This window comes from Streptomyces sp. WZ-12 (assembly GCF_028898845.1).
Lineage (GTDB): Bacteria > Actinomycetota > Actinomycetes > Streptomycetales > Streptomycetaceae > Streptomyces.
Map to the genome: position 1 here is coordinate 6096757 of NZ_CP118574.1, position 25407 is coordinate 6122163.

Annotated in this window: 22 protein-coding genes; 8 read left to right on the forward strand and 14 right to left on the reverse strand. The window is 71.9% G+C overall.

Features of this window, described 5'->3' with window-relative positions:
* Positions 1–285: 285 nt before the first annotated feature.
* Complete coding sequence (locus PV796_RS26330; RefSeq protein ID WP_274915864.1) at positions 286–780, forward strand: DUF3145 domain-containing protein; 495 nt, start codon at positions 286–288, stop codon at positions 778–780.
* A 109-nt stretch (positions 781–889) separates the two neighbouring features.
* Positions 890–1780, forward strand: coding sequence for an NAD(P)-dependent oxidoreductase (locus PV796_RS26335; protein WP_274915865.1), 891 nt, complete (start codon positions 890–892; stop codon positions 1778–1780).
* 84 nt (positions 1781–1864) lie between these two features.
* On the opposite strand, the gene PV796_RS26340 is transcribed toward PV796_RS26335, so the two are convergent.
* The 5 genes from PV796_RS26340 to PV796_RS26360 all read right to left on the reverse strand — a co-directional run bounded on the left by PV796_RS26340 (position 1865) and on the right by PV796_RS26360 (position 6862).
* Positions 1865–3151, reverse strand: coding sequence for a beta-ketoacyl-[acyl-carrier-protein] synthase family protein (locus PV796_RS26340; protein WP_274915866.1), 1287 nt, complete (start codon positions 3149–3151; stop codon positions 1865–1867).
* A gap of 76 nt (positions 3152–3227) precedes the next feature.
* Entirely contained in the window at positions 3228–3476 is a 249-nt protein-coding gene (locus tag PV796_RS26345; protein WP_030286801.1) for an acyl carrier protein, read from the reverse strand.
* Positions 3477–3583: 107 nt separating this feature from the next.
* Entirely contained in the window at positions 3584–4618 is a 1035-nt protein-coding gene (locus PV796_RS26350; protein ID WP_274915867.1) for a ketoacyl-ACP synthase III, read from the reverse strand.
* 13 nt (positions 4619–4631) lie between these two features.
* Positions 4632–5588 (reverse strand): ACP S-malonyltransferase, encoded by a 957-nt coding sequence (locus PV796_RS26355; protein ID WP_274915868.1) that lies wholly within the window; start codon positions 5586–5588, stop codon positions 4632–4634.
* A gap of 89 nt (positions 5589–5677) precedes the next feature.
* Positions 5678–6862 carry a PucR family transcriptional regulator gene (locus PV796_RS26360; protein ID WP_274915869.1) on the reverse strand — a complete coding sequence of 395 codons (1185 nt, stop codon included), beginning with the start codon at positions 6860–6862 and terminating at the stop codon, positions 5678–5680.
* A gap of 58 nt (positions 6863–6920) precedes the next feature.
* On the opposite strand from PV796_RS26360, the gene PV796_RS26365 reads away from it, so the two are divergent.
* Positions 6921–7592, forward strand: a complete 672-nt coding sequence (locus PV796_RS26365) for a pirin family protein (RefSeq protein WP_274915870.1) — start codon at positions 6921–6923, stop codon at positions 7590–7592.
* Positions 7593–7621: 29 nt separating this feature from the next.
* On the opposite strand, the gene PV796_RS26370 is transcribed toward PV796_RS26365, so the two are convergent.
* Positions 7622–8443, reverse strand: coding sequence for a serine hydrolase domain-containing protein (locus PV796_RS26370; RefSeq protein ID WP_274915871.1), 822 nt, complete (start codon positions 8441–8443; stop codon positions 7622–7624).
* A 186-nt stretch (positions 8444–8629) separates the two neighbouring features.
* On the opposite strand from PV796_RS26370, the gene PV796_RS26375 reads away from it, so the two are divergent.
* Positions 8630–9142 carry a MerR family transcriptional regulator gene (locus tag PV796_RS26375; protein ID WP_274915872.1) on the forward strand — a complete coding sequence of 171 codons (513 nt, stop codon included), beginning with the start codon at positions 8630–8632 and terminating at the stop codon, positions 9140–9142.
* A 7-nt stretch (positions 9143–9149) separates the two neighbouring features.
* Positions 9150–10172 carry an aldo/keto reductase gene (locus tag PV796_RS26380; RefSeq protein ID WP_274915873.1) on the forward strand — a complete coding sequence of 341 codons (1023 nt, stop codon included), beginning with the start codon at positions 9150–9152 and terminating at the stop codon, positions 10170–10172.
* A gap of 67 nt (positions 10173–10239) precedes the next feature.
* On the opposite strand, the gene PV796_RS26385 is transcribed toward PV796_RS26380, so the two are convergent.
* The 7 genes from PV796_RS26385 to PV796_RS26415 form a co-directional block, all read right to left on the reverse strand.
* Entirely contained in the window at positions 10240–11568 is a 1329-nt protein-coding gene (locus tag PV796_RS26385; RefSeq protein ID WP_274915874.1) for an acyltransferase family protein, read from the reverse strand.
* A gap of 165 nt (positions 11569–11733) precedes the next feature.
* The gene (locus tag PV796_RS26390) at positions 11734–12900 is read right to left on the reverse strand and encodes an alpha/beta hydrolase (RefSeq protein WP_274915875.1); all 1167 of its coding nucleotides are present in this window, start codon (positions 12898–12900) and stop codon (positions 11734–11736) included.
* A 220-nt stretch (positions 12901–13120) separates the two neighbouring features.
* The gene (locus PV796_RS26395; RefSeq protein ID WP_274915876.1) at positions 13121–13801 is read right to left on the reverse strand and encodes a response regulator; all 681 of its coding nucleotides are present in this window, start codon (positions 13799–13801) and stop codon (positions 13121–13123) included.
* On the reverse strand, positions 13798–15213 hold the full coding sequence (locus PV796_RS26400) for a sensor histidine kinase (RefSeq protein ID WP_274915877.1): 1416 nt from the start codon (positions 15211–15213) through the stop codon (positions 13798–13800). Before PV796_RS26400 ends, PV796_RS26395 begins: the two co-directional genes overlap by 4 nt.
* A gap of 92 nt (positions 15214–15305) precedes the next feature.
* A complete protein-coding gene (locus PV796_RS26405) occupies positions 15306–16184 on the reverse strand; it encodes a DUF4429 domain-containing protein (protein WP_274915878.1) in 879 nt (292 codons plus the stop codon).
* A gap of 199 nt (positions 16185–16383) precedes the next feature.
* The gene (locus PV796_RS26410; protein WP_274915879.1) at positions 16384–17598 is read right to left on the reverse strand and encodes an alpha/beta hydrolase; all 1215 of its coding nucleotides are present in this window, start codon (positions 17596–17598) and stop codon (positions 16384–16386) included.
* A 173-nt stretch (positions 17599–17771) separates the two neighbouring features.
* Positions 17772–18473 carry a TetR family transcriptional regulator gene (locus PV796_RS26415; protein ID WP_274915880.1) on the reverse strand — a complete coding sequence of 234 codons (702 nt, stop codon included), beginning with the start codon at positions 18471–18473 and terminating at the stop codon, positions 17772–17774.
* 115 nt (positions 18474–18588) lie between these two features.
* Here PV796_RS26415 and PV796_RS26420 point away from each other — a divergent pair, with 115 nt between their 5' ends.
* Both PV796_RS26420 and PV796_RS26425 read left to right on the forward strand, forming a co-directional pair.
* Positions 18589–20190: an MFS transporter gene (locus PV796_RS26420; protein ID WP_274915881.1), complete on the forward strand. Its 1602-nt coding sequence runs from the start codon at positions 18589–18591 to the stop codon at positions 20188–20190.
* A gap of 858 nt (positions 20191–21048) precedes the next feature.
* A complete protein-coding gene (locus PV796_RS26425) occupies positions 21049–21480 on the forward strand; it encodes a peptidase inhibitor family I36 protein (protein ID WP_274915882.1) in 432 nt (143 codons plus the stop codon).
* A gap of 98 nt (positions 21481–21578) precedes the next feature.
* On the opposite strand, the gene aceE is transcribed toward PV796_RS26425, so the two are convergent.
* A complete protein-coding gene (aceE, locus tag PV796_RS26430; protein WP_274915883.1) occupies positions 21579–24326 on the reverse strand; it encodes a pyruvate dehydrogenase (acetyl-transferring), homodimeric type in 2748 nt (915 codons plus the stop codon).
* A 516-nt stretch (positions 24327–24842) separates the two neighbouring features.
* Between aceE and PV796_RS26435 the strand changes: the two genes are divergently transcribed.
* Positions 24843–25265, forward strand: coding sequence for a DUF3052 domain-containing protein (locus PV796_RS26435; protein ID WP_274915884.1), 423 nt, complete (start codon positions 24843–24845; stop codon positions 25263–25265).
* Positions 25266–25407: the final 142 nt, after the last annotated feature.

The window sequence follows — 25407 nt, forward strand, 5'->3', positions numbered from 1 at the left end:
ATCGACGGTACGTCACTTCGGGTTTGTCGCCGCGCGGTAGTTTTGCCCCGTGCCTGCCGGGTGGTGACCCGAAGTCGTACGTGCAGTCGACACAGGTAAATTACAACACGTCATTTCCTGTCCCATTTGCGGCAAATTCCGCCTAGTGGTGTTTACTGTAGGTCACCTCGCATGCTGGTGCCGAAGTGATCACTGGGGCAGAATGTCGATAGCTGTCCCGGCCGCGACCGGAACGGGCACGAGGCCGCTGGGGAAGGCGAACCTCGATCCGCACGGGAGGTCCCGGTGACGACACGTGGAGTTCTGTACGTCCACTCCGCTCCGCGCGCGCTGTGCCCGCACGTCGAATGGGCAGTGGCGGGCGTCCTCGGGGTGCGCGTCAACCTCGACTGGATCCGCCAGCCGGCATCGCCCGGCACCTGGAGAGCCGAGTTCTCCTGGCAGGGCGAGGCCGGCACCGCCTCCAAGCTGGCCTCCGCGCTGCGCGGTTGGCACCTGCTCCGCTTCGAGGTGACCGCCGAGCCCTGCGCCACCGCCGAGGGCGAGCGCTACAGCTCCACCCCCGACCTGGGCATCTTCCACGCCGTCACCGGCATCCACGGCGACATCCTCATCCCCGAGGACCGGCTGCGCGCCGCCGTCGACCGCTCCGCACGCGGCGAGACCGAGCTCGCCGCCGAGGTCGCCAAGCTGCTCGGCAAGCCCTGGGACGACGAGTTGGAGCCCTTCCGGTACGCCGGCGAGGGCGCCCCGGTGCGCTGGCTCCACCAGGTCGTCTGACGACCCGTACGAGGCCGTGCGCGGCCGTACGGAGCCTTGTGGCGGACCGTCCCGCGACACCTCGGCGCGCGGTTGACCGTGAGTCCGCTCCAACGCCTAGCGTGCCGGCATGGCTGACAACAACAGTTCCCCCGCCGCCTCGGTCGCCGTCCTCGGCACCGGGATCATGGGTGCGGCGATGGCCCGCAACCTCGCCCGCGCCGGGCTGGACGTCCGCGCCTGGAACCGCACCCGCGCCAAGGCCGAACCGCTGGCCGCCGACGGCGTACGGGTCACCGACACCCCCGCCGAGGCGGTGGACGGTGCCGACACCGTGCTCACCATGCTGCTCGACGGTCCCGCCGTCCTCGACGCGATGCGTCAAGCCGCCCTGCGGCTCGCGCCCGGCACCCTCTGGCTCCAGATGAGCACCGTCGGACCGGCCGCCCTGGAACCGCTCGTGCGGTTCGCCGGTGAACGGGACCTCCGGATCGTCGACGCCCCCGTACTGGGCACCAAGGCACCCGCCGAGAAAGGGCAGTTGATCGTCCTCGCCGCCGGGCCCCAGGAGCTGCGCGAGCGCGCCGGGCGGGTGCTCGACGTCGTCGGCGGCCGCACCCAGTGGGTCGGCGAGGACGCCGCGAGCGGGGCCGCCAGCCGCCTCAAGCTGGTCGTCAACAGCTGGGTGCTCACCATCATCGGCGGTACCGGTGAAACCCTGGCGCTCGCCAAGGGGTTGGACGTGGACCCGCGGGCCTTCCTGGAGGCGGTCGGCGGCGGCTCGCTCGACATGCCCTACCTGCGGATGAAGTCGGAGCTGCTCCTCACCGGCGACCTGGAGCCCAGCTTCACGGTCTCCGCCGCGCGCAAGGACGCCCGGCTGGTCAACGAGGCCGGCGAGGCGGCCGGCGTGCGGATGGACCTGGCGGCCGCGACCGCGGAGCGCCTCCGCCGGGCCGAGGAACAGGGCCACGGCGGCGAGGACGGCGTGGCCGCGTACTTCGCCAGCTTCGTCGGCTGAACGGCCGGCACAGCGAAGCACAGGGGCCCGCCCGGTCGTTGGGACCGGGCGGGCCCTGAAGCGTCCGTCCTACGGGGCGTGACGTCAGACCGTGCGGAAGGCGAGGACCACGTTGTGGCCGCCGAAGCCGAACGAGTCGTTCAGCGCCGCGAGCCGGCCGTCGGCGGGCAGCGCGCGGGCCTCGTCGCGGACGATGTCCACCTCCACCTCGGGGTCGAGGTTCTCGATGTTGATCGTCGGCGGGGCCGTCCGGTGGTACAGCGCCAGGATGGTGGCGACCGTCTCCACACCGCCCGCGCCGCCCAGGAGGTGGCCGGTCATCGACTTGGTGGCGGAGACCGCCATGTGGTCCACGTCGTTGCCGAAGACCTTGCGCAGCGCCTTCAGTTCGGCGAGGTCGCCCTGCGGGGTCGAGGTGGCGTGCGCGTTGACGTGCACGATCTCGGACGGGGCGAGGTCGCTGTTGTCGAGGAGGTTCTGCAGCGCGTGCGCGATGCCGTTGCCGGAGGGCTCGGGCTGCACGATGTCGTGGCTGTCGGCAGAGATGCCCTGGCCGACCGCCTCGGCGTAGACCCGGGCGCCGCGCTTGGCGGCGTGCTCGGCCGACTCCAGGACGATCACGCCGGCGCCCTCACCGAGGACGAAGCCGTTGCGCTCGGTGTCGAAGGGGCGGGAGGCGCCCTGCGGGTCCTCGTTGTTCTTCGACATCGCCATCATGTTGCCGAACGCGGCGATCGGCAGCGGGTGGATGGCCGCCTCCGTACCGCCCGCGACGACGACGTCGGCGCGGCCCGTGCGGATCATCTCGATGGCGTAGCCGATGGCCTCGGAGCCGGAGGCGCAGGCGCTCACCGGGGTGTGCACACCGGCGCGGGCGTTGACGTCCAGACCGACGTTGGCCGACGGCCCGTTGGGCATCAGCATCGGCACGGTGTGCGGGGAGACCCGGCGGACGCCCTTCTCCCGGAGGATGTCGTACTGGCTCAGGAGCGTGGTCACGCCGCCGATGCCGGAGGCGATGACGGTGCCGAGCCGGTCGGGGTTGACCGAACCGGCCGGCCCGGCGGCCGTGTCCGGCTCGCCGGCCTTCGCCGTGAAGCCGGCGTCCGCCCACGCCTCACGGGCCGCGATCAGCGCGAACTGCGCCGAACGGTCCAGCTTGCGAGCCTGGGCCCGGGGCAGCGTCTCGGTCGGGTCGACCGCTGCCTGCGCGGCGATGCGGACGGGCAGCTCGGCCGCCCACTCCTGCTCAAGGGGGCTGACACCGGAACGGCCGGCGAGCAGGCCCTCCCAGGTCGAAGCGCTGTCGCCACCCAGCGGTGTGGTTGCGCCGATACCGGTGACGACCACGGTGCGATTGGTCGCGTTCACGGGAATTCTTACTCCACGGGTAGAGGGGTCTGAATCGACGGCGCCACCGCCGGGTGGCGACATGCGCTGCGCCAGATCAGGACTGGTGCTTGAGGATGTAGTCGGTCGCGTCGCCGACGGTCTTGAGGTTCTTGACGTCGTCGTCCGGGATCTTCACGTCGAAGCGCTCTTCGGCGGCGACGACGACCTCGACCATGGACAGCGAGTCAACGTCCAGGTCGTCGGTGAAGGACTTGTCCACCTGGACGTCCTCGGTGGGGATACCGGCGATCTCGTTCACGATCTCAGCGAGACCGGCGACGATCTCTTCCTTGGTGGCGGCCATGATGGCGCTCCTTCGATTAGCGGAAAACTGTTTGTTTTGCGGTGAAGCGGCGAAGCTTTGCACGGCGGGCGGCACCTGGTCGCGGTGCTGGTCCGTGCAGATCTTGCCTAGGGGAGAGTAACGACCGTCGCGGCGTACACGAGACCCGCCCCGAAGCCGATGACCAGCGCGGTGTCCCCGCTCTTGGCCTGCCCGGTCGCCAACAGCCGCTCCATGGCGAGCGGAATCGAGGCGGCCGAGGTGTTGCCGGTGGTCTCCACGTCGCGGGCGACCGTGACGCTCTCCGGCAGCTTCAGAGTCTTCACCATCGAGTCGATGATCCGCATGTTGGCCTGGTGCGGAATGAAGACGTCCAGGTCGTCCGGGCTGACTCCGGCCTCGTCCAGCGCCTGCTGGGCGACCTTCGCCATCTCGAACACCGCCCACCGGAAGACCGCCTGGCCTTCCTGGGTGATGGCGGGGAACTTGACGTTGCCCTCGCTGTCGACGGGCAGTTGGGAGACGTCGCCGATGCGGAAGCTGTCCCAGGCGACGGTCTGCATGATGGTGTTGGACTTGTCGCCCTCCGAGCCCCAGACGGTCGGGCCGATCGCCGGCTCCTTGGCCGGGCCCACGATCACCGCGCCGGCGCCGTCGCCGAACAGGAAGGCCGTCGCGCGGTCGCTGAGGTCCGTCAGGTCCGAGAGCCGCTCGACGCCGATCACCAGGACGTACTCGGCGGAGCCCTCGGTGACCAGGCCCTTGGCGAGCGTCAGCCCGTAGCCGAAGCCGGCGCAGCCCGCGGAGATGTCGAACGCGGCCGGCTTGCCGGCACCGACGAGGTGCGCGATCTCGGTCGCGATGGCCGGGGTCTGCTTGAAGTGCGAGACGGTGGAGACGATCACCGCGCCGATCTGCTCGGGCGTGATGCCGGCGTCCGCGATGGCCTTGCCGGACGCCTCGACCGACATGGTCGCGACGGTCTCCTCGGGGCCCGCCCAGTGGCGGGTGGCGATGCCCGAGCGCGAGCGGATCCACTCGTCGGACGAGTCGATGTGCTTGAGGATCTCCTCGTTGGGGACGACCCGGGTCGGGCGGTAGCCACCGACGCCCATGATCCGTGCGTACGGGGCGCCCTTGGAGGGTTTGATCTTCGAGGTCATGCGCTACGGACTCCTATTCGGCCGGGGCTGCGGGAGCGGCGTCCGCTGCGGTGGCGATCAACTCTCGGGCCGCGTCGAGGTCATCGGGCGTCTTCAGGGCCAATGTCCGCACGCCGGGCAGCGCGCGCTTGGCCAGGCCCGTGAGGGTGCCGCCGGGAGCGGCCTCGATGAGCGCGGTGACCCCGAGCTCCTTGAAGGTCTCCATGCACTGGTCCCAGCGCACGGGGTTGGCCACCTGGCCGACCATCCGCTGCACCAGGTCCTGGCCGGAAGTGACCACCCGGCCGTCCTTGTTGGAGACGTAACGGGTGCACGGGTCGGCCGGGGACAGCTCGGTGACCGCGGCTTCCAGGGCCGAGACGGCGGGGGCCATGTGGTGAGTATGGAACGCGCCGGCGACCTTCAGGGGCACGACCCGACGGGTGCCCTCCGGCTTGTTCTCGACCAGCGCGGCGATCTGCTCGGCGGTGCCGGCGGCGACGATCTGGCCGGCGCCGTTGACGTTCGCCGGGGTCAGGCCGAGCTGTTCGAGGTGCGGCAGCACGACGTCCTCGGCACCGCCCAGCAGCGCCGCCATGCCGGTCTCGGTGACCGCGGCGGCCTCGGCCATGGCCAGCCCGCGGCGGCGCACCAGGGACATCGCCTCGGCGTCGGAGAGCGTGCCGGTCAGGGCCGCGGCGGCGAGCTCACCGACGCTGTGGCCGGCCGCCGCGCCGGTGCGGGCGGCGACGTCGTCGACGGTCGGGAAGAGCTGTCGCGCGGAGATCAGGGAGGCCGCCACGAGGAGCGGCTGGGCCACCGCGGTGTCGCGGATCTCCTCCTCGGTGCCCTTGGTGCCGTAGTGGACGAGGTCCAGGTCGATGGCCTCGGACCATTCGCGGAGCTGGTCCTCGACTCCGGGGAGGTCGAGCCAGGGGATCAGGAAGCCGGGCGTCTGAGCGCCTTGGCCGGGAGCGACGAGTACGAGCACCCTCACACTCTCTCTTGTGGGAGGTCCCGCCCGCCCGTGGGGACAGGGACGAAGAACCATCGGGGGAATTGTTGATGTCCGACAAAAGTCTAGGGTTGTGTCTCACCGTCAGCTAGGCGCCCCAGGATCAGCGCGATACGCAGCGTAAACGCGGAGCGCACATCGGACGGTGACCAGCCGGTGACGTCTGTCACACGTCGGAGCCGATAGCGCACGGTGTTGGGGTGGACGAACAACATCCGGGCGGCGCCCTCCAGGCTGCTGGCCTGCTCCAGGTAGACGCTCAGCGTTTCCAGGAGCGCCGACCCCGCCTCCTCCAGCGGTCTGTAGATCTCCTCCACCAACTGCTCGCGCGCCACCGGGTCGGAGGCCATCGCGCGCTCCGGCAGGAGATCGTCGGCGAGCACCGGGCGGGGGGCGTCGGGCCAGGCCGCGCAGGCCCGTAGCCCGGCGGCCGCGGCCTGTGCCGAGCGGGTCGCGGCGAGCAGGTCACCGACCACCGGGCCGGCCACCACGGGCCCGGCGGCGAACGGGCCGATCAGCGCCTTGGCCGCCTTGAGCGGGTCGTCCGAGCCGCCCGCGATGACCACCAGCCGGCTGCCCAGGACGCCGGTCAGCACCTGGAGCTTGGCGTGCCGGGCGGCCCGCCGGATCGCCTCGACGGTCAACTCGCTGTCGCCGTCCGGCGCGGTGCCCAGCACCACGCACACGTGCTCCGGCGCGTTCCAACCGAGCGCCGCGGCCCGGGAGACCGCGCCCTCGTCGGCCTCCCCGGAGAGCACCGCGTTGACCACCAGGGACTCCAGGCGGGCGTCCCAGGCACCGCGCGCCTCGGCGGCCTGGGCGTAGACCTGGGCGGTGGCGAAGGCGATCTCGCGGGCGTAGACCAGCAGCGCCTCGCGGAGCACGGACTCGTCGCCCGGCGCCGCGACCTCGTCGATCGCGGCCTCCATGACCTCGATCGTGGTGCGGACCATCTCCACGGTCTGGCGCAGGGTGATCGCCCGGGTCAGCTCGCGCGGCGCCGTTCCGAAGACGTCGGTGCTGATCGCCTGCGGCGTCTCGGGATGCCGGAACCACTCGGTGAACGCGGCGATGCCGGCCTGCGCCACCAGGCCGATCCAGGAACGGTTCTCCGGGGGCATCGCGCGGTACCACGGCAGTGTGGCGTCCATACGGGAGATCGCCGCGGCCGCCAGTTTGCCGGAGGAGTTCTCCAGCCGTCGGAGGGTCGCGGAGTGCGGGTGCGCGTCGCGCGATGCGGGTTCAGACACGGGACCAAGCCTGCCCTATCGGGATGAGGGGGTGGAGCGGTGGGGCTACGGTGGCCCGATGATTCAGGTGCGCAGGGGCGAGGAACGGTATCGGGGCGGCGACGCGGACGCCGGGATCGAGTCGCTGCACGCGTTCTCCTTCGGGTCCCACTACGACCCGGACAACCTGCGGTTCGGCGCGCTGATCGCCTGCAACGAGGAGCGCCTGGCGCCGGGCGCCGGGTTCGACGAACACCCGCACCGGGATACCGAGATCGTCACCTGGGTCGTCGAGGGCGAGTTGACCCACCGCGATTCGACGGGCCATGCCACGACCGTACGCCCCGGCGACCTGCAACGGCTCAGCTCCGCCGGCGGGGTGCGGCACGTCGAGCGCAACGACGGCGCGACGCCGCTGCGCTTCGTCCAGATGTGGCTGACGCCGCACATCCCGGGCGGCGAGCCGGAGTACGAGGTGGTGCGCGGGCTCCCCGAGGGCACGCCCTACGCGCTGCCGCGGGCCGGCGCCACGCTGCATGTGCACCGCCTCCGGGCGGGCGGGCGCACCGCCGTCCCTCAGGCCGCCCGGGTCCATGTCCACGTCGTACGGGGCGCGGTGCGGCTCGGGGACGAGGAGTTGGCGGCCGGGGACGCGGGCCGGATCAGCGACGGAAAAGGGCTGGAACTGGTGGCCCCTGCGGGTGCGGAGTGCCTGGTGTGGGAGATGGGGGCGGAGCCGGTCCACGGGTGAGACCGCGCGCCGGCTCCGGTGCCAACGGGTCAGTGGTTTCCGGCCAGTTCGGCCAGCACCGCGTCGGTGAACGCCGGCCACGCCTCGATCGCCCAGGGGCCGAAGGCCCGGTCGGTCAGCGCCACACAGGCCGCCCCCGCGACGGGGTCCACCCACAGGAACGTCCCGGACTGCCCGAAGTGCCCGAAGGTGCGCGGCGACGACCCGGCGCCGGTCCAGTGCGGCGCCTTCCCGTCGCGGATCTCGAAGCCCAGGCCCCAGTCGTTGGGCTTCTGGTGGCCGTAGCCCGGCAGCACGCCGGTCAGGCCGGGGAAGACCACCCGCGTCGCCGCGGCGAGGGTCTCCGGCGCCAGCAGCCGCGGCGCCTGGAGCTCGGCCGCGAAGCGGGTCAGGTCGGCGACGGTGGAGACGCCGTCCTTGGCGGGCGAGCCGGCCAGTTCGGTCGACGTCATGCCCAACGGGGCGAGCACCGCCTCGTGCAGGTACTGGGGGAACGGGATGTCGGTGGCCTTGGCGAGGTGGTCGCCGAGCGCTTCGAAGCCGGCGTTGGAGTAGATCCGGCGGCTGCCGGGGGCGGCCACCTGGCGCGCCTCGTCGAAGGCCAGCCCCGAGGTGTGGGCGAGCAGATGACGGACCGTGGCGCCCTCCGGGCCGGCGGGCTCGTCCAGTTCGACGGCGCCCTCCTCGACGGCGAGCAGCGCGGCGTAGGCGGCCAGCGGCTTGGTGACCGACGCCAGCGGGAAGCGGTGCTCCAACGGGCCGTGCGCTCCGGCCACCGAGCCGTCGGCGCGTACGACGGCGGCCGCGGCGGTGGGCACCGGCCAGTTCTCGATCAACCCCAGGCTCTGCATGGCCCCGAGCCTACGGGGTGCCCCCACGCCTTCAAATTCCGGTCAAGGCTGCCGGAGATCGGTGCTTGCTTGGAGTGCACTCCAACTCTCTAGCGTTGTGCGGGTCGAAGGCGCCGGCGGGACGTCCGGCGGCGCGACGACGTCCGGTGGCGCGTGCCCCGGGGACGAGTAGGGGGAAGACGCGGCATGACGGTGACCCAGAGCGAACCGGTGATCAGCGGCTCGATCGTGACCTGCCCGCCCGGGGCGGCGCTTGGCCGGCCGCGGCCGGCCACGGCCCTGGGCTGCAGCACGCCCGTCGCCCACCCGCAGCCGACCGGCCGCGACCGGTACACCATCAGCGAGGTCGCCCAGCACACCGGGCTCAGCGCCCACACCCTGCGCTGGTACGAGCGGATCGGGCTGATGCCGCACGTGGACCGCACGCACACCGGGCAGCGCCGCTTCACCAACCGCGACCTGGACTGGCTGGATCTGGTCGCCAAACTGCGGCTGACCGGGATGCCGGTCGCCGACATGGTCCGGTACGCGGAGCTGGTGCGGGAGGGCGAGGCCACCTTCGCCGAGCGCGAGCTGCTGCTCACCCGGCACCGCGAGGACGTCCGGCGGCGGATCGCCGAGCTGGAGAGCACGCTCGACGTCCTCGACTACAAGATCGGTATCTACGCCGACGCCCGTCGGGCGTCCGAGAGGGTCTGAGTAACTCATGGCGAACGACACGAAGATCGACACCGTCCGGCTGGGCACCGACGGCCCGCAGGTCGGCGTCCAGGGCCTGGGCTGCATGGGCATGAGCTGGGCCTACGGCCCCACGGAGGATCCCGAGGCGGCGCGGGCCACCCTGGAGCGCGCGCTGGAACTGGGCATCACGCTCTTCGACACCGCCGACGTGTACGGCTCCGGCGAGAACGAGAAGTTCATCGGGCCCTTCGTCCGGGCGCACCGCGAAGAGGTCGTCCTGGCCACCAAGTTCGCGCTGGGTCCCGACCCGAAGGACCCGTCCAAGCGCGTCATCCGCAACGACCGCCCCTACATCCGCGAGGCCGTCGAGGGCAGCCTCCGGCGCCTGGGCGTCGAGCAGCTCGACCTCTACTACATGCACCGCCGCGATGTGCGCGTCCCCCTGGAGGAGACGGTCGGCGCGATGGCCGAGCTGGTGGCCGAGGGGAAGGTGAAGTACCTGGGGCTGAGCGAGGTGACCGGCGCCGAACTGCGCACCGCCCAGGCCGTCCATCCGATCGCCGCGGTGCAGTCCGAGTGGTCCCTGTTCAGCCGCGACATCGAGGCCGGCGTGGTGCCGGCCGCCGCGGAACTGGGCGTGGCCCTCGTCCCGTATTCGCCGCTCGGCCGCGGCTTCCTCACCGGCTCCTTCGTCCGCGCCGACCAGGAGCTGACCGAGGACGACTTCCGTCGCCAGCAGCCCCGCTTCACCGGCGCCAACGCGGCCGCCAACGCCGCCCTGTTGGAGCCGGTCCGCGCGATCGCGCAGGCGCACGGCGCGACGCCCGGCCAGATCGCGCTGGCCTGGGTGCAGCAGCAGGCCGCGGTGCGCGAGCTGGCGGTGGTCCCGATCCCCGGCACCCGCAAGCCCGGCCGGGTCGAGGAGAACGCGGCCGCCACCCGGATCACGCTGAGCCAGGAGGAGTTGGCGCTGCTGGAGCCGATCGCCGGCAAGGTGGCGGGGGACCGCTACGCCGACATGACGTTCACCTCCGCCGGGCGCGAGTAGGGCCGCGACGAAGGACACCGCGGGGCACCGCGGCGGGTACCGCCCGCCGCGGCGCCCCGCGCGCCCGTCAGGCGTAGCCCAGCGCGAACAGCGCGAAGGCCGTCGCCAGCACCGCCGCGGACGCCCTAAGGGCCCGCCCGGTCCCCGTCCACGGCGCCTCGAAGCGACGGGTGACCCGCCCGACGAGGACGAGCAGGACCGCGAAGACCGGTATCCAGGCCAGCCGCGCCAGGACCCAACCGGGCGCGTCCGGCACGGTGGTGAGGCCCGGTACGGCGCCCGCGAACGACGCCGGCACGGCCGCCGCGAACATCGCCGTCTGGTGCCAGCACAGGATCGTCATCGCGGACAGGTTGATGACGACCACCGGCGCCCACAGGGCGGGCCGGCGCAGCAGCACGGCCAGTTGGTCCCGGAGCAGCACCGCCGCGCCGGACTGGGCCGCGGCCAGCGCCAGGACCAGCAGCGACGGCGGATGGGAGTTGGTCCGGTCCTGGCCGGGGACGCCCACCATGCTCGCCGGGTAGTGGAAGAACAGCAGCAGCGCGGCGAACAGCGCGGCCCCGCCCAGCAGGAGGGCCCATGCGGTGCGCCGGCCCAGCCGCCGCTCGCCCCAGCAGACCCCGAGCTGATAGGCGAACAGCCAGCCGGGCAGCAGGTTGAGCAGGCCCAGCCAGGACGGCACGGCCGCGGCGAACGGGCCGTAGCGCAGGAAGTCCACGACGGCGACCGCCACCAGCAGCGGCGCCGCGCTCCAGATGCCCAACTGCCGTGCGGCCGCGGCGCAATACGGGGTGAGCGCGGTGACCACCGCATAGACGCCGACGAACCACAGCGGCTGGATGACCAGCGTCGCCCCGGTGCGCAGCGTCGCGGTGGGCACCCCCAGCCCGTGCAACAGCGGGATCAGCGCGGCCCAGACGGCGGTCACGCCCAGCACCGGGCGCCCCAGGCGGGCGATCCGACCGCCCAGCCACCCGGTCGTCGAGCCGCCCCGCGCGCGGGCCCGGTGCAGGGACCGCACCGAGGCGTGGCCGCCGACCAGGAAGAAGACGCCGAGCATCTGCAGCAGCCAGCTCGCCGGGGCCAGGAAGCCGAGGGCGGTCAGCGGGCTGGCGTTGTGCAGCGTGCCGTCGGCGTCGCGGGCGAAGCCGCCGAGCAGCCAGTGCCCGGTGGGGACGGAGAGCAGGGCGAGGGCGCGCAGCCCGTCGATGGCCCGGTCGCGGTGCGCGGGGGTGCGGGCGTCGACGGCGCGGACGACGGCGCCGGCCCGGGCCCGGAGGGAGCGGGGCGCGGTGCGGAGGCGGTGGTGCGCGGTGCCGTCAGGGCCGGCGGGTTGGGTAGGGCCGGTGGGGCTGACGGGTCTGCTGGTAGGCGCGAGGTGCTCGATGGTCATGGGGCGTCCTTGAGTCCGAAGTTCCGTGCACGGAGGGGCCGTTGGGGCCCGCAGGGCCCATGGGGCCGGTGGGGAGAGCGCGTGCTGAGGGGACCGTTCGGGGTGGGGTGAGCGGTGGGGCGGTGCGGTCGGCCGCCGGCGGGGCGCCGTCGGTGACGCGGCGCCCTACCGCACCGCGCCGTAGTGCCCCAGCGCGATCGCGGCGAAGTTGCGCAGGGAGTCCGTGCCGGGGGCGAGGTAGCCGGTGTGCCCCTCGGCCCGCTGGGCGGGCACCCGACGGGCGCCGAACGCCGGGTCCGTGGGGTCCGCACCGTGGCCCAGCCCCAGCAGCTCGACGTTCGGGACGTTGCCGATCCAGTCCGAGGCGTCCCGCGCCGCCCAGACCCGGGCCGTGGTGCGCAGCTCCGCCACGTTGTCCCGGCGCATCCCGGGCGAGCCGAAGACCACCAGGTCCAAGAGGCGACCGCGGCCGGCGTGCGGGACGGCCAGGCCGCACACCACCGACCCGTAGCTGTGGCAGAGCACGGCCGGGGCGGGGGTGCCGGTGGCGGCCAGACCCGCCAGGAAGCGGGTCAGCCGGGGCGCGCCGGCCTCGGCGAGCCGGCCGGTCGCGGCATCCGGGCCGAGGCCGACCGGGGTGGTGTACCCGACCCAGGCGATCACCGCCGTCCGGACGCCGGGCGCCTCGGCGGCCATCTGCCGGCGCAGCGACGTGGCCATCCCGGTCGGCGTGCCGTACGGGTCGGTGGCGCGGTCGAACGTGGTCAGGTCGATGTCGGAGCCCGGCACGATCACCGAGGTCCGCTGCGCGGTCGCCAAGTCGCCGTGGACCTCGGCCACTTGGCCGCGCCCGCGGGGATCGAAGGCGAGGATCCGGCGGCCCGGCGCGAGCAGCGCGGCATAGCGCGCGGCCGCCTTCTTGGCCTGCTGGTGGTCCTGGAGGGTGCCGGCCGGGTCGGTGGCCCGGGCCAGCGCGCGGTCCCGTTCCACGCGCAGCGCACGGGCGTTGGCCTCGTACCGCAGGGCGATCGGGGTCCCGTCGAGGTTGCCGACGGTGAGCGGGTGCCGGACGGCGAGCGCCTGCCGCTGGGCGCCGGTCAGGCCGGCGAAGAACCGGGCGACCTCGGTGGGGGAGGCGCTCGCCGGGTCCGGCAGCCGGACGCCGAGCGCGTGGTCGGCGCGCCAGGCGGCGGCGCCGGGGGCCGGGCCGGTGACCGCGGTCTGCGCGGAACCGGCCGCCCAACCCCCGGTCCCGGCAACGACGGTGAGCGCGAGGACGGCGGCGGTGAGCGTCCGCTTGCTGCGCCGGACGGCGTTCCGCAGCACGGTCATGATGGTCTCTCCCTCTTCCAGCGGTGTGGCGGAGGGAAAGGTAGAAAGCCGGTGGGTGGGGCGGCGTCACACCGCGGGGCCAACTCCCGGGTGATACCGGGGTAGGGGGTGACGGCCGGCCGTCGTACCCCGGGAGGACGGGTCGGGGGCTGCCCTCACAGGGTCGGTGGGGTTATCCCGAAGGCCGGGTGCGGACAACCCGAAACGCGGGTAGTACCGCTCACCGCTCGCCGGGCGAGACCAGCCCCGACTCGTAGGCGAAGATCACGGCCTGGGCGCGGTCGCGCAGCTCCAACTTGGCCAGCACCCGGCCGATGTGGGTCTTCACCGTCTGCTCCGCGAGCACCAGCCGCTCGGCGATCTCCTGGTTGGACAGCCCTCGGGCTATCAGCTCCAACACCTCCGTCTCGCGCGGGGTGAGGCCGTTGAGCCGCAGGGCGGTGCGGTCCGTGCGGGGCGCCGGGCGCTGGCGGGCGAAGTCGGCGATCAGCCGGCGGGTCACTGACGGCGCGAGCAGGGCCTCGCCGGCCGCCACCACCCGGACCGCGGAGATCAGATCGGCCGGGGGCGCGTCCTTGAGCAGGAACCCGGACGCGCCCGCGCGCAGCGCCTCGTAGACGTAGTCGTCGACGTCGAAGGTGGTGAGCATCAGCACCTTCGGCCGGTGGGTGACCCCGACCGGCGGGTCGAGCAGCCGCCGGGCCGCCTCCAGCCCGTCCATCTCCGGCATCCGGACGTCCATCAGCACCACATCGGGGTGCATCCGCCGGCTCAACTCCACGCCCTGCACACCGTCGGCGGCGTCGCCCACCACATCGATGTCGCTCTGCGCGGCGAGCAGCGCGGCGAAGCCCGCCCGCACCATGGCCTGATCGTCGACGATGATCACGCGGGTCGTCATGGGGCTTCGGAGTCCTTCGCTGAGGGGGGCGTGGGCGTTGTGGGCGGTGCGGACAGGGGGAGTTGGGCGGCGACCCGGAAGCCGCCGTCGGGCAGCGGCCCGGTGTCCAGCGTGCCGTCCACCAGGCGCACCCGCTCCCGCATGCCCACCAGGCCGTGCCCGGTGCCGCTGGTCTCCAGCGGGGCGGAAACGGGCGGGGCGGGCGGCTCGTTGACCACCAGCACCGTCAGTCGGGTGCCGTCGCCGGTCGTCGTCACCGACACCCTGGTCGGGGCGCCCGGGGCGTGCCGCACCACGTTGGCCAGCGCCTCCTGGACGATGCGGTACGCCGACAGGTCCACGGCCGGTTCGAGCACCACCGGCTCGTCCGGCAGCACCAACTCGACCGGCACACCGGCCCGTACGGTCGCCTCGACCAGCTTCCGCAGTTGGCCGACGCCCGGCTGCGGGGCCTTCTCCGGGGCGCCCTGCCGCTCGGTCTCCTCGCTGCGCAGCACCCCGAGCAGCCGGCGCATCTCCGCCAGCGACTCGCGGGCGCTCGCCGCGATCGCCCCGAACTCCTCCTGGGCCTCCTGGGGTATCCCGCTGATGCGGTACGGGGCGCTGTCGGCCTGGACGGTGATCACCGACATGTGGTGGGCGACCACGTCGTGCAGCTCGCGGGCGATCCGGGTGCGCTCCTCCAGCAGGGTGCGCCGGGCCCGCTCCGCCTCGCTGATGGTCTCCTGCTCCTGCAACTTCCGCTGGGCGTCGCCCCGTTCCCGCAGTGCGCCGCCGAGCAGCAGCACCACGCCGGCGAGCACGAACATCAGCACCCAGGAGCTCTGGCTGCCGGCGGGCACGACCGCCTTGAAGAGGATGCCCGCCGCCCCGGTCGAGAGCCAGACCGCGATCAGGGTGCGTCGGCGCTCGCGCATCGACAGCGCCACCATCAGCGCGACATAGCCGACGATCACCGTGGGCGGCCACGGCCAGGGGCGGCCGACGACGCCGTCGAGCCCGCTCAGCACGCCCGCGCAGACGACGTCCGCGGCGAAGATCACCCACCACGCCTGGAGCGGTCTGGTCACCGCCAGCAGCAGCGGCACGCTCTGCGCGGTGGCCAGCGCGCCGGCCACGCCACCGGCCATGCCGTAGTCGCTGTGCAGGACGTTGATCCCCGTCGGCAGCAGCGTCACCGCGAACACGAAGGCCACCGCGTACGGCAGGAGGCGCACCCAGCGGCGCGGGGAGCTGCCGAACAGTGGGGTGCCGGGGCGGTGCGGCGTGCCGAGCTCGGCGGCGAGCACGCGCAGCGGGGGGCGCGCCATCCGCACCACCCAGCGGGCGGCGCGCATGGCCTGAGCGCGGCCCGACCGGCGTCCGTCGTCGCCGGTCGGCCCGTCTTCGGGGGTGAAAGATCGTGTGGACATCGCGGGATCAATGTAAGCGGAACGTCCGGACCCCGGCGTCATACCGTGGGGCGGGCTTCGCTCCCGTACCACGGTATGACGCCGGCGGCCGGCTACAGCTCCGCCAGCAACTCCGCCTTCTTCGCGCTGAATTCGGCGTCCGTCAGCAGGCCCGCCTCGTGCAGCTCACCGAGGTGCCGGATCCGGTCGGCGATGTCGGCGGGGGCCCGGCCCGTGCCGCGGGAGCGCCGCGCCGACGCCCGCTCCGGACCCTCCGGCGCCGCCTCGGCGGCCCGCACGGCCTGGAGGACGGCAGCCGCGAACGGCAGGGACTCGTGGACTGGGCCGTAGCCGAGCCCGAAGACCACCGCGGCCGGGTCCTGGTCCGCCTCGCCCGACCGCGTCTCGGGGGCGTCGCGTTCCAGCAGCCGCAGATAGCCGTTGAGGACCTCGGGCGAGCGCCACTCCACACCGGACAGCCCGCCGACCGCGAAGGTCTGGTCGCCGCTCTTCCACTTCGCCGACGAGGCGCCGGTCCAGAACCAGCGGAAGGCCACCGAACTGCCGTCGAAGGACGCCTTGCCGTCGTACGCCTTGAAGTGCAGCGGGGGATCCGGCGCGGCCACCAGATGCCGGTCGGCGGGCTCCTTGGCGGCCGGCCCCAGGGCGCTGCGCAGCTCGTCGGCGTAGTACGAGGCCAGCGCCTCGCGCTCGGCGGGCAGCACCAGGCGGTAGGGGTCGGAGTCCTCCTTGAGCTGCCCGTTCGCCGCCTCCATCAGGGGGTCGGCGCCCTGCCGCGGCACGGCGTGCAACGCCACCGTGCCGCGCCGGCCCGGAGAGACCTCGACGGATCTCAGCGCCTCGTAGGGAATGCGTCGCTCGCCCAGTGCCTGGAACAGCCTCGGCCTGCGGATACCCCGTTCGAAGCGGATGAGTACGGAGTCCGAATCGAACTCCCAGACGGCGTGAAAACCGGCCAGCACATCACCCATGTGGCTCATCGTATGCGGGTGGTTGCCCGCCCGTCCCCCTTCCGGACACCTGTGCTCCGCGCCAAGGGACGCCCCGGTGACCCGGTGGCTGCCCTTGCCCTGTTCACGTCACTCGGCCCTGCCCTGGTTCCCGCGGGGCGCGGCCCGTCCCCGGGCGCCGGGCCGTACCCCACGGCGACCGTTCCGGTGCGACCGGCCGTCAGGCCAGGTCCGCGCTGCACCGGGGGTCAGTGGCCGAGCAGTCCACCGAGCCGAGGGCGCCGACCCCGACCAGTGCGAAGTTGTGCAGGCTCTGGGTGCCGGGCGCGAAGTAACCGGCGTGCCCGTCCGCCCCCTGGGCGGACAAGATCCTCGAGCCGAAGGACGGGTCGACCGGGTCGGCACCGTGGCCGAGCCCACCGACCTCCAGGTACGGCACGTCCTGGATCCAGTCGTCGGCGTCCCGCATCGCCCAGACCCGGGCGCGGGTGCCCAAATCCGACACGCTTCCGGCGCGCATGCCGGGGCTGCCGGCCACCGCGATGTCGGTGACGTTGTCGGGCAGTTCGCGGGCCGCGAGCCCGCAGACCACGGACCCGTAGCTGTGGCAGAACAGCGACACCGAGTCGCCGGACGGCAGCGCGTTCACCAGGGCGCGCAGCCGGACCGCGCCGGCCTCGGCGAGCTGCCCGGTGACCGCCTCGACGCCGAGCCCGGACGGTGTGGTGTAGTCAGCCCACGCGATCACCGCCGTACGGGCACCGGGACGGGCGCTCCGCTCGGCGCCGTAGAGGGACTTCGCCATGCCCACGGGGGCGGCGGTCGCCCTGGCGGTGCGCTCGAAGGTCGACAGGTTGGTGTCCACGCCGGGCACCACCACCGAGACCCGGTCGGCCGTCGTCAGGTCGCCGAAGACCTCCGCGACCCGGCCGTCGCCCGCCGGGTCGAAGGCCAGGATCTGCCGGCCGGGGCTCATCAGCGATTCCATGCGGTGCATCAGCCGGCTCGCCTCCTGGCGGCCGACGGGCGTGAGCCGGTGGTCGCCCATGCGGCGTTTCTCGATCTTGCGGGCGTCGTCGATCGCCGACCGGTTGGCGCTGTACCGGAGGGAGACGGGGGCTCCGCCCATGTTGCCGACGACCAGCGGATAACGGGTCGCCAACTGCTGGCGCTCGGCCCGGCCGAGGCTGGTGAAGAACGCGCGGAGGGTGGCCGGCGCGGCGTCGGGGTTGGGTAGCGGCCGCCCGTGGAACGTGGCGTGCCGCCAGGCGGCTCGCGCCGTGGCCAGCGGGTTGGCGTCCTCCTTGGTGTTTCTGATGGCCGTCCAGCCCGTCAGGGCGAGCATCACGAACACCACCAGCAGGGCGAGCGAGCCGCGCCATGCGGTGGACTGCAGAAAACCGGAGGAGGGGCCGAGGCCCGGGAAAGAATTCACCGCGGGCCACCCTAGGAGACGGGGAAGGGTGCCCGACGACCCCCGTGAGGCATCTCACGTTTCGGACAGGGTATTTGCGCCAAAACGGACATAATGCAAAGGCGTCTCGTGACTGGTCGTGCAGGGTCGATCGCGTTCGCGCAGCAACCGATCACGCCCCCGTACAGGGGCCGTTACGCCTGGTCGTGGGCGTGTGTGCGGTCGACGCTGACGGGGATCGGGATCGGGTGCCAGTCGGCCTCGATCGCCGGCCCGATGTGGTCCAGGTAGGACCGGGTCACCTCGCGGATTGACGCCACGCTGCAGTCGTGCCCCTCGCCCCACACCTTGCCGGCGACCCGCATCACCCCGCTGAACGCCGCGACCACCACCCGCGGACGGGGGTCGGTGTCCACGTCCACCCCCTCGCGCTGGGCGATCAACTGGGCGATCTGCTCCTCCAGTTCGGTGGAGCGTCGCAGATATGCGGCGATCAGCGCCGGCGTCGACTCGATCATCTGGAACGCGCGCATGTGCAGGTCCACCGGGATCACCGACGTGATGGCGCTGCCGATCTCGTCCCAGGCGATCATCACGGCGCTGCGCAGTGCCGTCAGCGGCGGCTCGTCCGCCGGGCGGGCGCGCAGCTTCTCCAGGAACCGGGCCTCGACCATGTCCTGGACGGCGAAGACCACTTCCTGCTTGTTGGCGAAATACCGGAAGAAGGTGCGCTGGGAGACCTCCACGGCCTCGGCGATCTCGTCGATCGTCGTGGCCTCGTAGCCCTGCTCGGTGAAGAGCTCCAGCGCCGCGCGGATCAGGGCGTCCCGGGTGCGCTGCTTCTTGCGTTCGCGCAGCCCGCTGGAGGGGGGTGTCTGCGGCGTCGGCTCCGCCATCCTGCGCCGCCTTTCGGTGGTGTTCTCGCTGATCAGGATACCTGTGAGGTAAATGACAGTTACCGACTCATGAATTGTTTTGTCAACTGTCAGTGGCTGACATTAGCCTCGGAGTATGAGCTCACAGACCCCGGTCGCCGACGTCGCACCGGAACTTCCCCTACCGGAGCCTCACAAGGGGCTGCGGGGCCACCCTTGGCTGACCCTCTTCTCCGTCGCCATCGGCGTGATGGTGGTGGCGCTCGACGGCACGATCGTCGCCATCGCCAATCCGGCCATCAAGCAAGACCTGAACGCGTCGCTCGCCGACGTGCAGTGGATCACCAACGGCTACATGCTCGCCCTGGCCGTCTCGCTGATCACGGCCGGCAAGCTGGGTGACCGCTTCGGCCACCGCCAGACCTTCCTCATCGGCATCCTCGGCTTCGCCGCCTCCTCCGCCGCCATCGGATTCTCCAGCCAGGTTGCGCTGGTGATCTTCTTCCGCGTGCTCCAGGGCGTGTTCGGCGCGCTGTTGATGCCGGCCGCGCTGGGCCTGCTGCGAGCCACCTTCCCCGCCGAGAAGCTCAACATGGCCATCGGTATCTGGGGCATGGTCATCGGCGCCTCCACCGCCGGCGGCCCGATAGTCGGCGGACTGCTGGTCGAGCACGTGAGCTGGCAGTCCGTGTTCTTCATCAATGTGCCGGTCGGCCTGCTGGCCCTGGCCCTCGGTCTGGTGATCCTCAAGGACCACCGCGCGGAGAACGCCCCCAAGTCCTTTGACATCCCTGGCATCGTGCTGCTGTCCGGCGCGATGTTCTGCCTCATCTGGCCGCTGATCAAGGCCACGGAGTGGGGCTGGGGCTCGATGACGACCTGGGGCTTCCTGATCGGCGCGGTCGTCCTCTTCGGGCTCTTCGCCTTCCTGGAGACCAAGGTCCGCGAGCCGCTGATCCCGCTGCGGATGTTCCGCTCGGTGCCGCTGACCGCGGGCACCATCCTGATGGTGCTGATGGCCTTCGCCTTCATGGGCGGCCTGTTCTTCGTGACGTTCTACCTCCAGAACGTCCACGGCATGAGCCCGGTCCAAAGCGGCCTGCACCTGCTCCCGTTGACCGGCATGATGATCGTCGGCTCGCCGCTCGCGGGCGCGCTGATCACCAAGTTCGGCCCGCGGATCCCGCTGGTCGGCGGCATGGTCGTCACCGCCGTCGCGATGTTCGGCATGTCCGGGCTGGACGCCGGCACCACCACCGGCCCGATGTCCGTCTGGTTCGCGCTGCTCGGCCTGGGCCTCGCGCCCGTCATGGTCGGCGCCACCGAGGTCATCGTCGGCAACGCCCCGCTGGAGCTGTCCGGCGTCGCCGGCGGTCTCCAGCAGGCCGGTATGCAGGTCGGCGGCAGCCTCGGTACGGCCGTCCTCGGTGCGGTGATGGCCTCCCGCGTCGACCACGACCTGGCGGGCAACTGGCAGGGCGCCGGCCTTCCGCCGCTCAAGCCCGAGCAGTTGTCCCAGGCGTCCGACGCGGTCTCGGCAGGCATCGCCCCGGTGCCGCCGGGCACCCCGAAGCTGTTCGCCGAGAAGATCACCGCGGTCGCCCACGACACCTTCGTCTCCGGCATGGGCCTGGCCTTCACGGTCGCCTGCGGCGTGGCGATCCTCGCCGCCGTGGTCGCGCTCTTCACCAAGCGCGGCGCGAACGCCGAGGCGGGCGCCGGCGTCGGCCACATCTGACCGCCGCCACACCGGAGTTCCGCGACACCACCGGGTCACCCAACGACGCGCGGCCGACCGAGGCATTCCCTCGGTCGGCCGCGCGTCGCCGTGTTGGTGGGGGAGGGGAGGGGAATGGCCGGTGGGGTAGCTGGTCGTGTGGTGACGTCAAACCGTGGCAGATGCTGGCAGGCATGCGCGCAGCGTCGCGCCCTGGCTGCCACTGCGGCCGCGCTGCGTGCCCAACGCCGGGTGCCCCCGCCGCGTCGCCGGCTCAACGACGCCGCCCGGCCGGACCGTTGAGCGGACGCTCCCCGCGACGGGTCGACAAATCGCCCGCGCGCCGCCCTCCGTCGTCCGCTGCGCGCTACCGCCGACCAACCGGCGACCGCCCCTCCCCGCCTTCCTCCCCGAACGCACGCGTAGCGCCCCGCGCCGCCCCCTGACCGTCAACCTTCGCTGTGGGCCGTCGTCTGCCACCGTTCCCTCTCCCCCCAAGCGGCAGTTGGCCTCCGTCGGAGGTCCTTATCCCTCATTAGGGTGGCCGGAAACGGGAACCGTCGCGCCGCATCCGCTCCTCCTGGGCAACGGTGTGGCCCAACTCCCGTGCCGGGCTTGGGAAGAACGGTTCCTGCGCCCCGTCCAGAGCGCGGCAGGACGTGTCAACGGGCCGCGCCCGAACGCCGGTTGAGGCCCGCCGAGTTATCCCCATACCTGATCCGGGTGGAGCAGTCGCCGCGGCCTTGGCGGAGGCGATCGTTCCGCCGCACGCTCGAACCCGAAGCCGCTGCGGGCACCCGCCCGCAGCGGAACACCACCGTCGTGACCCGCGCGAGGACCGCGCGGCTCACCACGGCCCGACACGGGGGAGAGACTCCTATGCGCAGCCACACCACGTCCCGCACGTCCCGCACGCTTCGCAGCACCGCACTCGTCACCGGCCTCGCCGCGCTGGCCGCCGTGCTGGTCACCCCGTCCGCGCTGGGTGCACCGGTCACCCGCACAACCGGCGGTGGCCGAGCCCCCGCGGCCGGCGACTGCTCGGCCGGCCAACTCTGCCTCTGGGCGCGGCCGGAGTACGGCGGCCGACGACAGACCCACGAACTGTCCGACACCGACCTCGAAAGCTGCGTGACCTTGCCCAAGGGCATGACCGCCGCCTCGCTCGCCAACCGCACCGGCCGGCCGGTCACCACCTACCAGAGCGCGGTCTGCGCCGAGACCGGCGAGTTCGACACCTACCCGGGCGGCGGTAGCTGGGTGCCCCGATCCCCCTACCAGGTAAGGGCGTTCAAGCTGTGGGAGCACTGAACCGATCACCCGCGGCACACGCGCCGCGCCCCCCGACCGGCGGGCTTCGCCGGTCGGGGGGCGCGGGGGAGACGGTGCGGCGGTCGGCCGCGGGAGGGTCAGGCGTCGCCGCCGGCCTCACCCGCGTCGGCGGCCGTCACGTCCAGGAGCTGGTAGCGGTCGAGCGCCTGCTTGAGCAGCGAGCGGTCGACCTTGCCCTCCTTGGCCAGTTCGGTGAGCACCGCCAGCACGATCGACTGGGCGTCGATGTGGAAGAAGCGGCGGGCGGCACCGCGGGTGTCCGCGAAGCCGAAGCCGTCGGCGCCCAGCGACTGGTAGGTGCCCGGCACCCAGCGCGCGATCTGGTCCGGGACGGACCGCATCCAGTCCGAGACCGCGACCTTCGGGCCCTCGGCGCCCTGGAGCTTGCGCGTCACATACGGCACGCGCTGCTCCTCCTCCGGGTGGAGCAGGTTGTGGCGCTCGACCTCAACGGCCTCGCGGCGCAGCTCGTTCCAGGACGTCGCCGACCACACGTCGGCCTTGACGTTCCACTCCTCGGCGAGGATCCGCTGGGCCTCCTCGGCCCACGGCACCGCGACGCCCGAGGCGAGGATCTGGGCCCGGTGCTCGCCCTGCTCGCCCGGCTTGATCCGGTGCAGACCCTTCAGGATGCCGTCGACGTCGACGTCCTCCGGCTCGGCCGGGTGCACGATCGGCTCGTTGTAGACGGTGAGGTAGTAGAAGACGTCCTCGCCCGGCTGGCCGTCGGCGGTCTCGCCGTACATGCGGCGCAGACCGTCCTTGACGATGTGCCCGATCTCGTAGCCGTAGGCCGGGTCATAGGCGACGCAGGCCGGGTTGGTGGAGGCCAGCAACTGGGAGTGGCCGTCGGCGTGTTGGAGGCCCTCACCGGTCAGCGTGGTGCGGCCGGCGGTCGCGCCGAGCACGAAGCCGCGCGCGAGCTGGTCGGCCATCTGCCAGAACTGGTCGCCGGTCCGCTGGAAGCCGAACATCGAGTAGAAGACGTAGACCGGGATCAGCGGCTCGTTGTGGGTGGCGTACGCGGAGCCGGCCGCGATCAGCGACGCGGTGCAGCCGGCCTCGGTGATGCCGTCGTGCAGCATCTGACCGGTCGGCGACTCCTTGTAGGCCAGCAGCAGTTCGCGGTCGACCGACTCGTACGCCTGGCCCAGCGGGTTGTAGATCTTGGCGGACGGGAAGAACGCGTCCATGCCGAAGGTCCGGTACTCGTCCGGGGCGATCGGCACGAAGCGCTTGCCGATCTCCTTGTCCCGCATCAGGTCCTTCAGGATCCGGACGAACGCCATGGTCGTGGCGATCTTCTGGTGTCCCGAGCCCTTCTTGGCGGTGGCGTACGCCTTGTCGCCGGGCAGCGCCAGCGGCTTGGCGCGCACGATCCGGGTCGGCACATAGCCGCCCAGCCCCTTGCGGCGGTCGTGCATGTACTGGATTTCCTCGGAGTTCCGACCCGGGTGGTAGTACGGCGGCAGGCCGTCCTCCAGGTCCTTGTCCGGGATGGGCAGGTGCAGCCGGTCGCGGAAGCGCTTGAGGTCCTCGACCGTCAGCTTCTTCATCTGGTGCGTGGCGTTGCGGCCCTCGAAGTTGGGGCCGAGGGTCCAGCCCTTGACGGTCTGGGCCAGGATCACGGTCGGCTGACCCTTGTGGGCCTTGGCCGCCGCGTACGCCGCGAAGATCTTCCGGTGGTCGTGGCCGCCGCGACCCAGGTGCAGGATCTGGTCGTCGGTCATGTTCTCGACCATCGCCCGCAGCCGGTGGTCGTCACCGAAGAAGTGCTCGCGGATGTAGGCACCGGTCTCGGTGGCGTAGGTCTGGAACTGGCCGTCGGGGGTGCTGTTGAGCTTGTTGACCAGGATGCCGTCGCGGTCCTGCGCCAGCAGCGGGTCCCAACTCCGGTCCCACACCAGCTTGATGACGTTCCAACCGGCGCCGCGGAACTGCGACTCCAGCTCCTGCATGATCTTGCCGTTGCCACGGACCGGTCCGTCGAGCCGCTGGAGGTTGCAGTTGACGACGAAGGTCAGGTTGTCCAGGCCCTCGCGGGCGGCGATGGACAGCTGGCCGAGCGACTCCGGCTCGTCCATCTCGCCGTCGCCGAGGAAGGCCCACACGTGCGACTTGGAGGTGTCGGCGATGCCGCGTGCCTCCATGTAGCGGTTCATCCGGGCCTGGTAGATCGCGCCGAGCGGGCCGAGGCCCATCGAGACGGTCGGGAACTCCCAGAAGTCCGGCATCAGCCGCGGGTGCGGGTAGCTGGACAGGCCGTTGGGGGCCTTGGACTTCTCCTGACGGAAGGCGTCCAACTGCGCGTCGGAGAGCCGGTCCAGCAGGTAGGCGCGGGCGTAGATGCCGGGGGAGGCGTGGCCCTGGAAGAAGATCTGGTCGCCGCCGTCGCCCTCGTCCTTGCCGCGGAAGAAGTGGTTGAAGCCCACGTCGTACAGCGAGGCGGAGGAGGCGAAGGTCGCGATGTGACCGCCGACGCCGATGCCCGGGCGCTGGGCACGGGAGACCATCACGGCGGCGTTCCACCGGGTCGCGTTGAGGACCTTGCGCTCGATCTCCTCGTTGCCCGGGAAGAAGGGCTCGTCCTTGGTCGCGATGGTGTTGACGTAGTCCGTGCTGCGCATCTCGGGCACGGCGACCCGGCGTTCACGGGCGCGCTCGATCAGGCGGAGCATGAGGTAGCGGGCGCGTTCCCGGCCTCGCTCGTCGACAGCCGCGTCGAGCGAGTCGAGCCATTCCTGGGTCTCTTCGGGATCGAAGTCCGGGACCTGGCTGGGAAGGCCGCCAATGATGATCGGGTTTCGATCGGATCCGGAAGCCACGCTGTTCCTTCGTGTTCGGTTCGTGTCGTGCTCTGCCTGCTATTGCCGCTGCGCACGGGAACGAATGCGGGTTATGCCTTGTGTCGCGCCGTCTTCCATCGTGTACCGAGCCACTGGGATACGTCACCTCTACCGATGGGTAACCACCCGCTGAGAGATGGCGCTGAAAGGGCCGACTCTGTGGTCGGCCAAATCGCAACCTTACGCCCATCTGCGAACGCGCCGGCGTGCGGTCGGACGGCTTCCGGCGGCGGGGTCGAGACGCTCCGATACCCTGCGCGGGGGCTATTCCTTCCCCCCTACCCCATATACCCGGCACAATGCTGTGGTGCGTATCACTTCATGGTGTCCTGATGGGGGCGGGGCGGCGGTCGCAGGCCCGTCGATCGTCACCGTTTCGGCGGTCTCGATAGCCGGGTACTTGCGCGATCCGCCCGGCACGTGTGGACTACGCCCAATGCTCCGCGCACGCGCGGAGTCCCTGAGTACTTTCCGAAACATGACAGGAGGCAATCCGTGAGCGCGACCGCGGACCACGCGGAGGAGCGGACCAACCCTGCGACCAAGCTGGGGTTCGAGCCCGGACAGGTGGTCCAGGAGATCGGCTACGACGACGACGTCGAGCAGGAGCTCCGCGAAGGCATCGAGGCCATCATCGGCCAGGAACTTGAGGACGAGGATTACGACGACGTCGCTGATGTCGTCCTCCTGTGGTTCCGGGACGACGACGGCGACCTCACGGACGCGCTGGTGGACGCCATCGGTCTGATCGACGAAGGCGGCCAGATCTGGCTGCTGACGCCCAAGACCGGTCGCGACGGCTACATCGAGCCGAGCGACATCAACGAGGCTGCACAGACCTCGGGTCTGTCCCAGACTCGGAGCATCAACGCGGGCAAGGACTGGACCGGCAGCCGGCTGATCTCGCCCAAGCGCTGACCGCGCCACCGACGTCCCTCGTCGAGCCCCCTCCGGCCGCCGCCGGAGGGGGCTCGACGCAGTTCAGACGGGGTGCGCGGGCCGTTTGGGCGGGCGCGTAGGGTGGTCGCGTCCAGTTGGTCAGTGACGCGGAAGGACGCAA

Bases quoted from the DNA above. Each gene is read 5' to 3' on its own strand.
- PV796_RS26415 (WP_274915880.1), bottom strand. From the start codon at position 18,473: ATGGCGGAGCCGACGCCGCAGACACCCCCCTCCAGCGGGCTGCGCGAA.
- PV796_RS26405 (WP_274915878.1), bottom strand. From the start codon at position 16,184: ATGGGTGATGTGCTGGCCGGTTTTCACGCCGTCTGGGAGTTCGATTCG.
- PV796_RS26395 (WP_274915876.1), bottom strand. From the start codon at position 13,801: ATGACGACCCGCGTGATCATCGTCGACGATCAGGCCATGGTGCGGGCG.
- PV796_RS26420 (WP_274915881.1), top strand. From the start codon at position 18,589: ATGAGCTCACAGACCCCGGTCGCCGACGTCGCACCGGAACTTCCCCTA.
- PV796_RS26370 (WP_274915871.1), bottom strand. From the start codon at position 8,443: ATGCAGAGCCTGGGGTTGATCGAGAACTGGCCGGTGCCCACCGCCGCG.
- PV796_RS26345 (WP_030286801.1), bottom strand. From the start codon at position 3,476: ATGGCCGCCACCAAGGAAGAGATCGTCGCCGGTCTCGCTGAGATCGTG.
- PV796_RS26390 (WP_274915875.1), bottom strand. From the start codon at position 12,900: ATGACCGTGCTGCGGAACGCCGTCCGGCGCAGCAAGCGGACGCTCACC.
- PV796_RS26380 (WP_274915873.1), top strand. From the start codon at position 9,150: ATGGCGAACGACACGAAGATCGACACCGTCCGGCTGGGCACCGACGGC.
- PV796_RS26425 (WP_274915882.1), top strand. From the start codon at position 21,049: ATGCGCAGCCACACCACGTCCCGCACGTCCCGCACGCTTCGCAGCACC.
- PV796_RS26385 (WP_274915874.1), bottom strand. From the start codon at position 11,568: ATGACCATCGAGCACCTCGCGCCTACCAGCAGACCCGTCAGCCCCACC.
- PV796_RS26335 (WP_274915865.1), top strand. From the start codon at position 890: ATGGCTGACAACAACAGTTCCCCCGCCGCCTCGGTCGCCGTCCTCGGC.
- PV796_RS26350 (WP_274915867.1), bottom strand. From the start codon at position 4,618: ATGACCTCGAAGATCAAACCCTCCAAGGGCGCCCCGTACGCACGGATC.
- PV796_RS26400 (WP_274915877.1), bottom strand. From the start codon at position 15,213: ATGTCCACACGATCTTTCACCCCCGAAGACGGGCCGACCGGCGACGAC.
- PV796_RS26375 (WP_274915872.1), top strand. From the start codon at position 8,630: ATGACGGTGACCCAGAGCGAACCGGTGATCAGCGGCTCGATCGTGACC.
- PV796_RS26365 (WP_274915870.1), top strand. From the start codon at position 6,921: ATGATTCAGGTGCGCAGGGGCGAGGAACGGTATCGGGGCGGCGACGCG.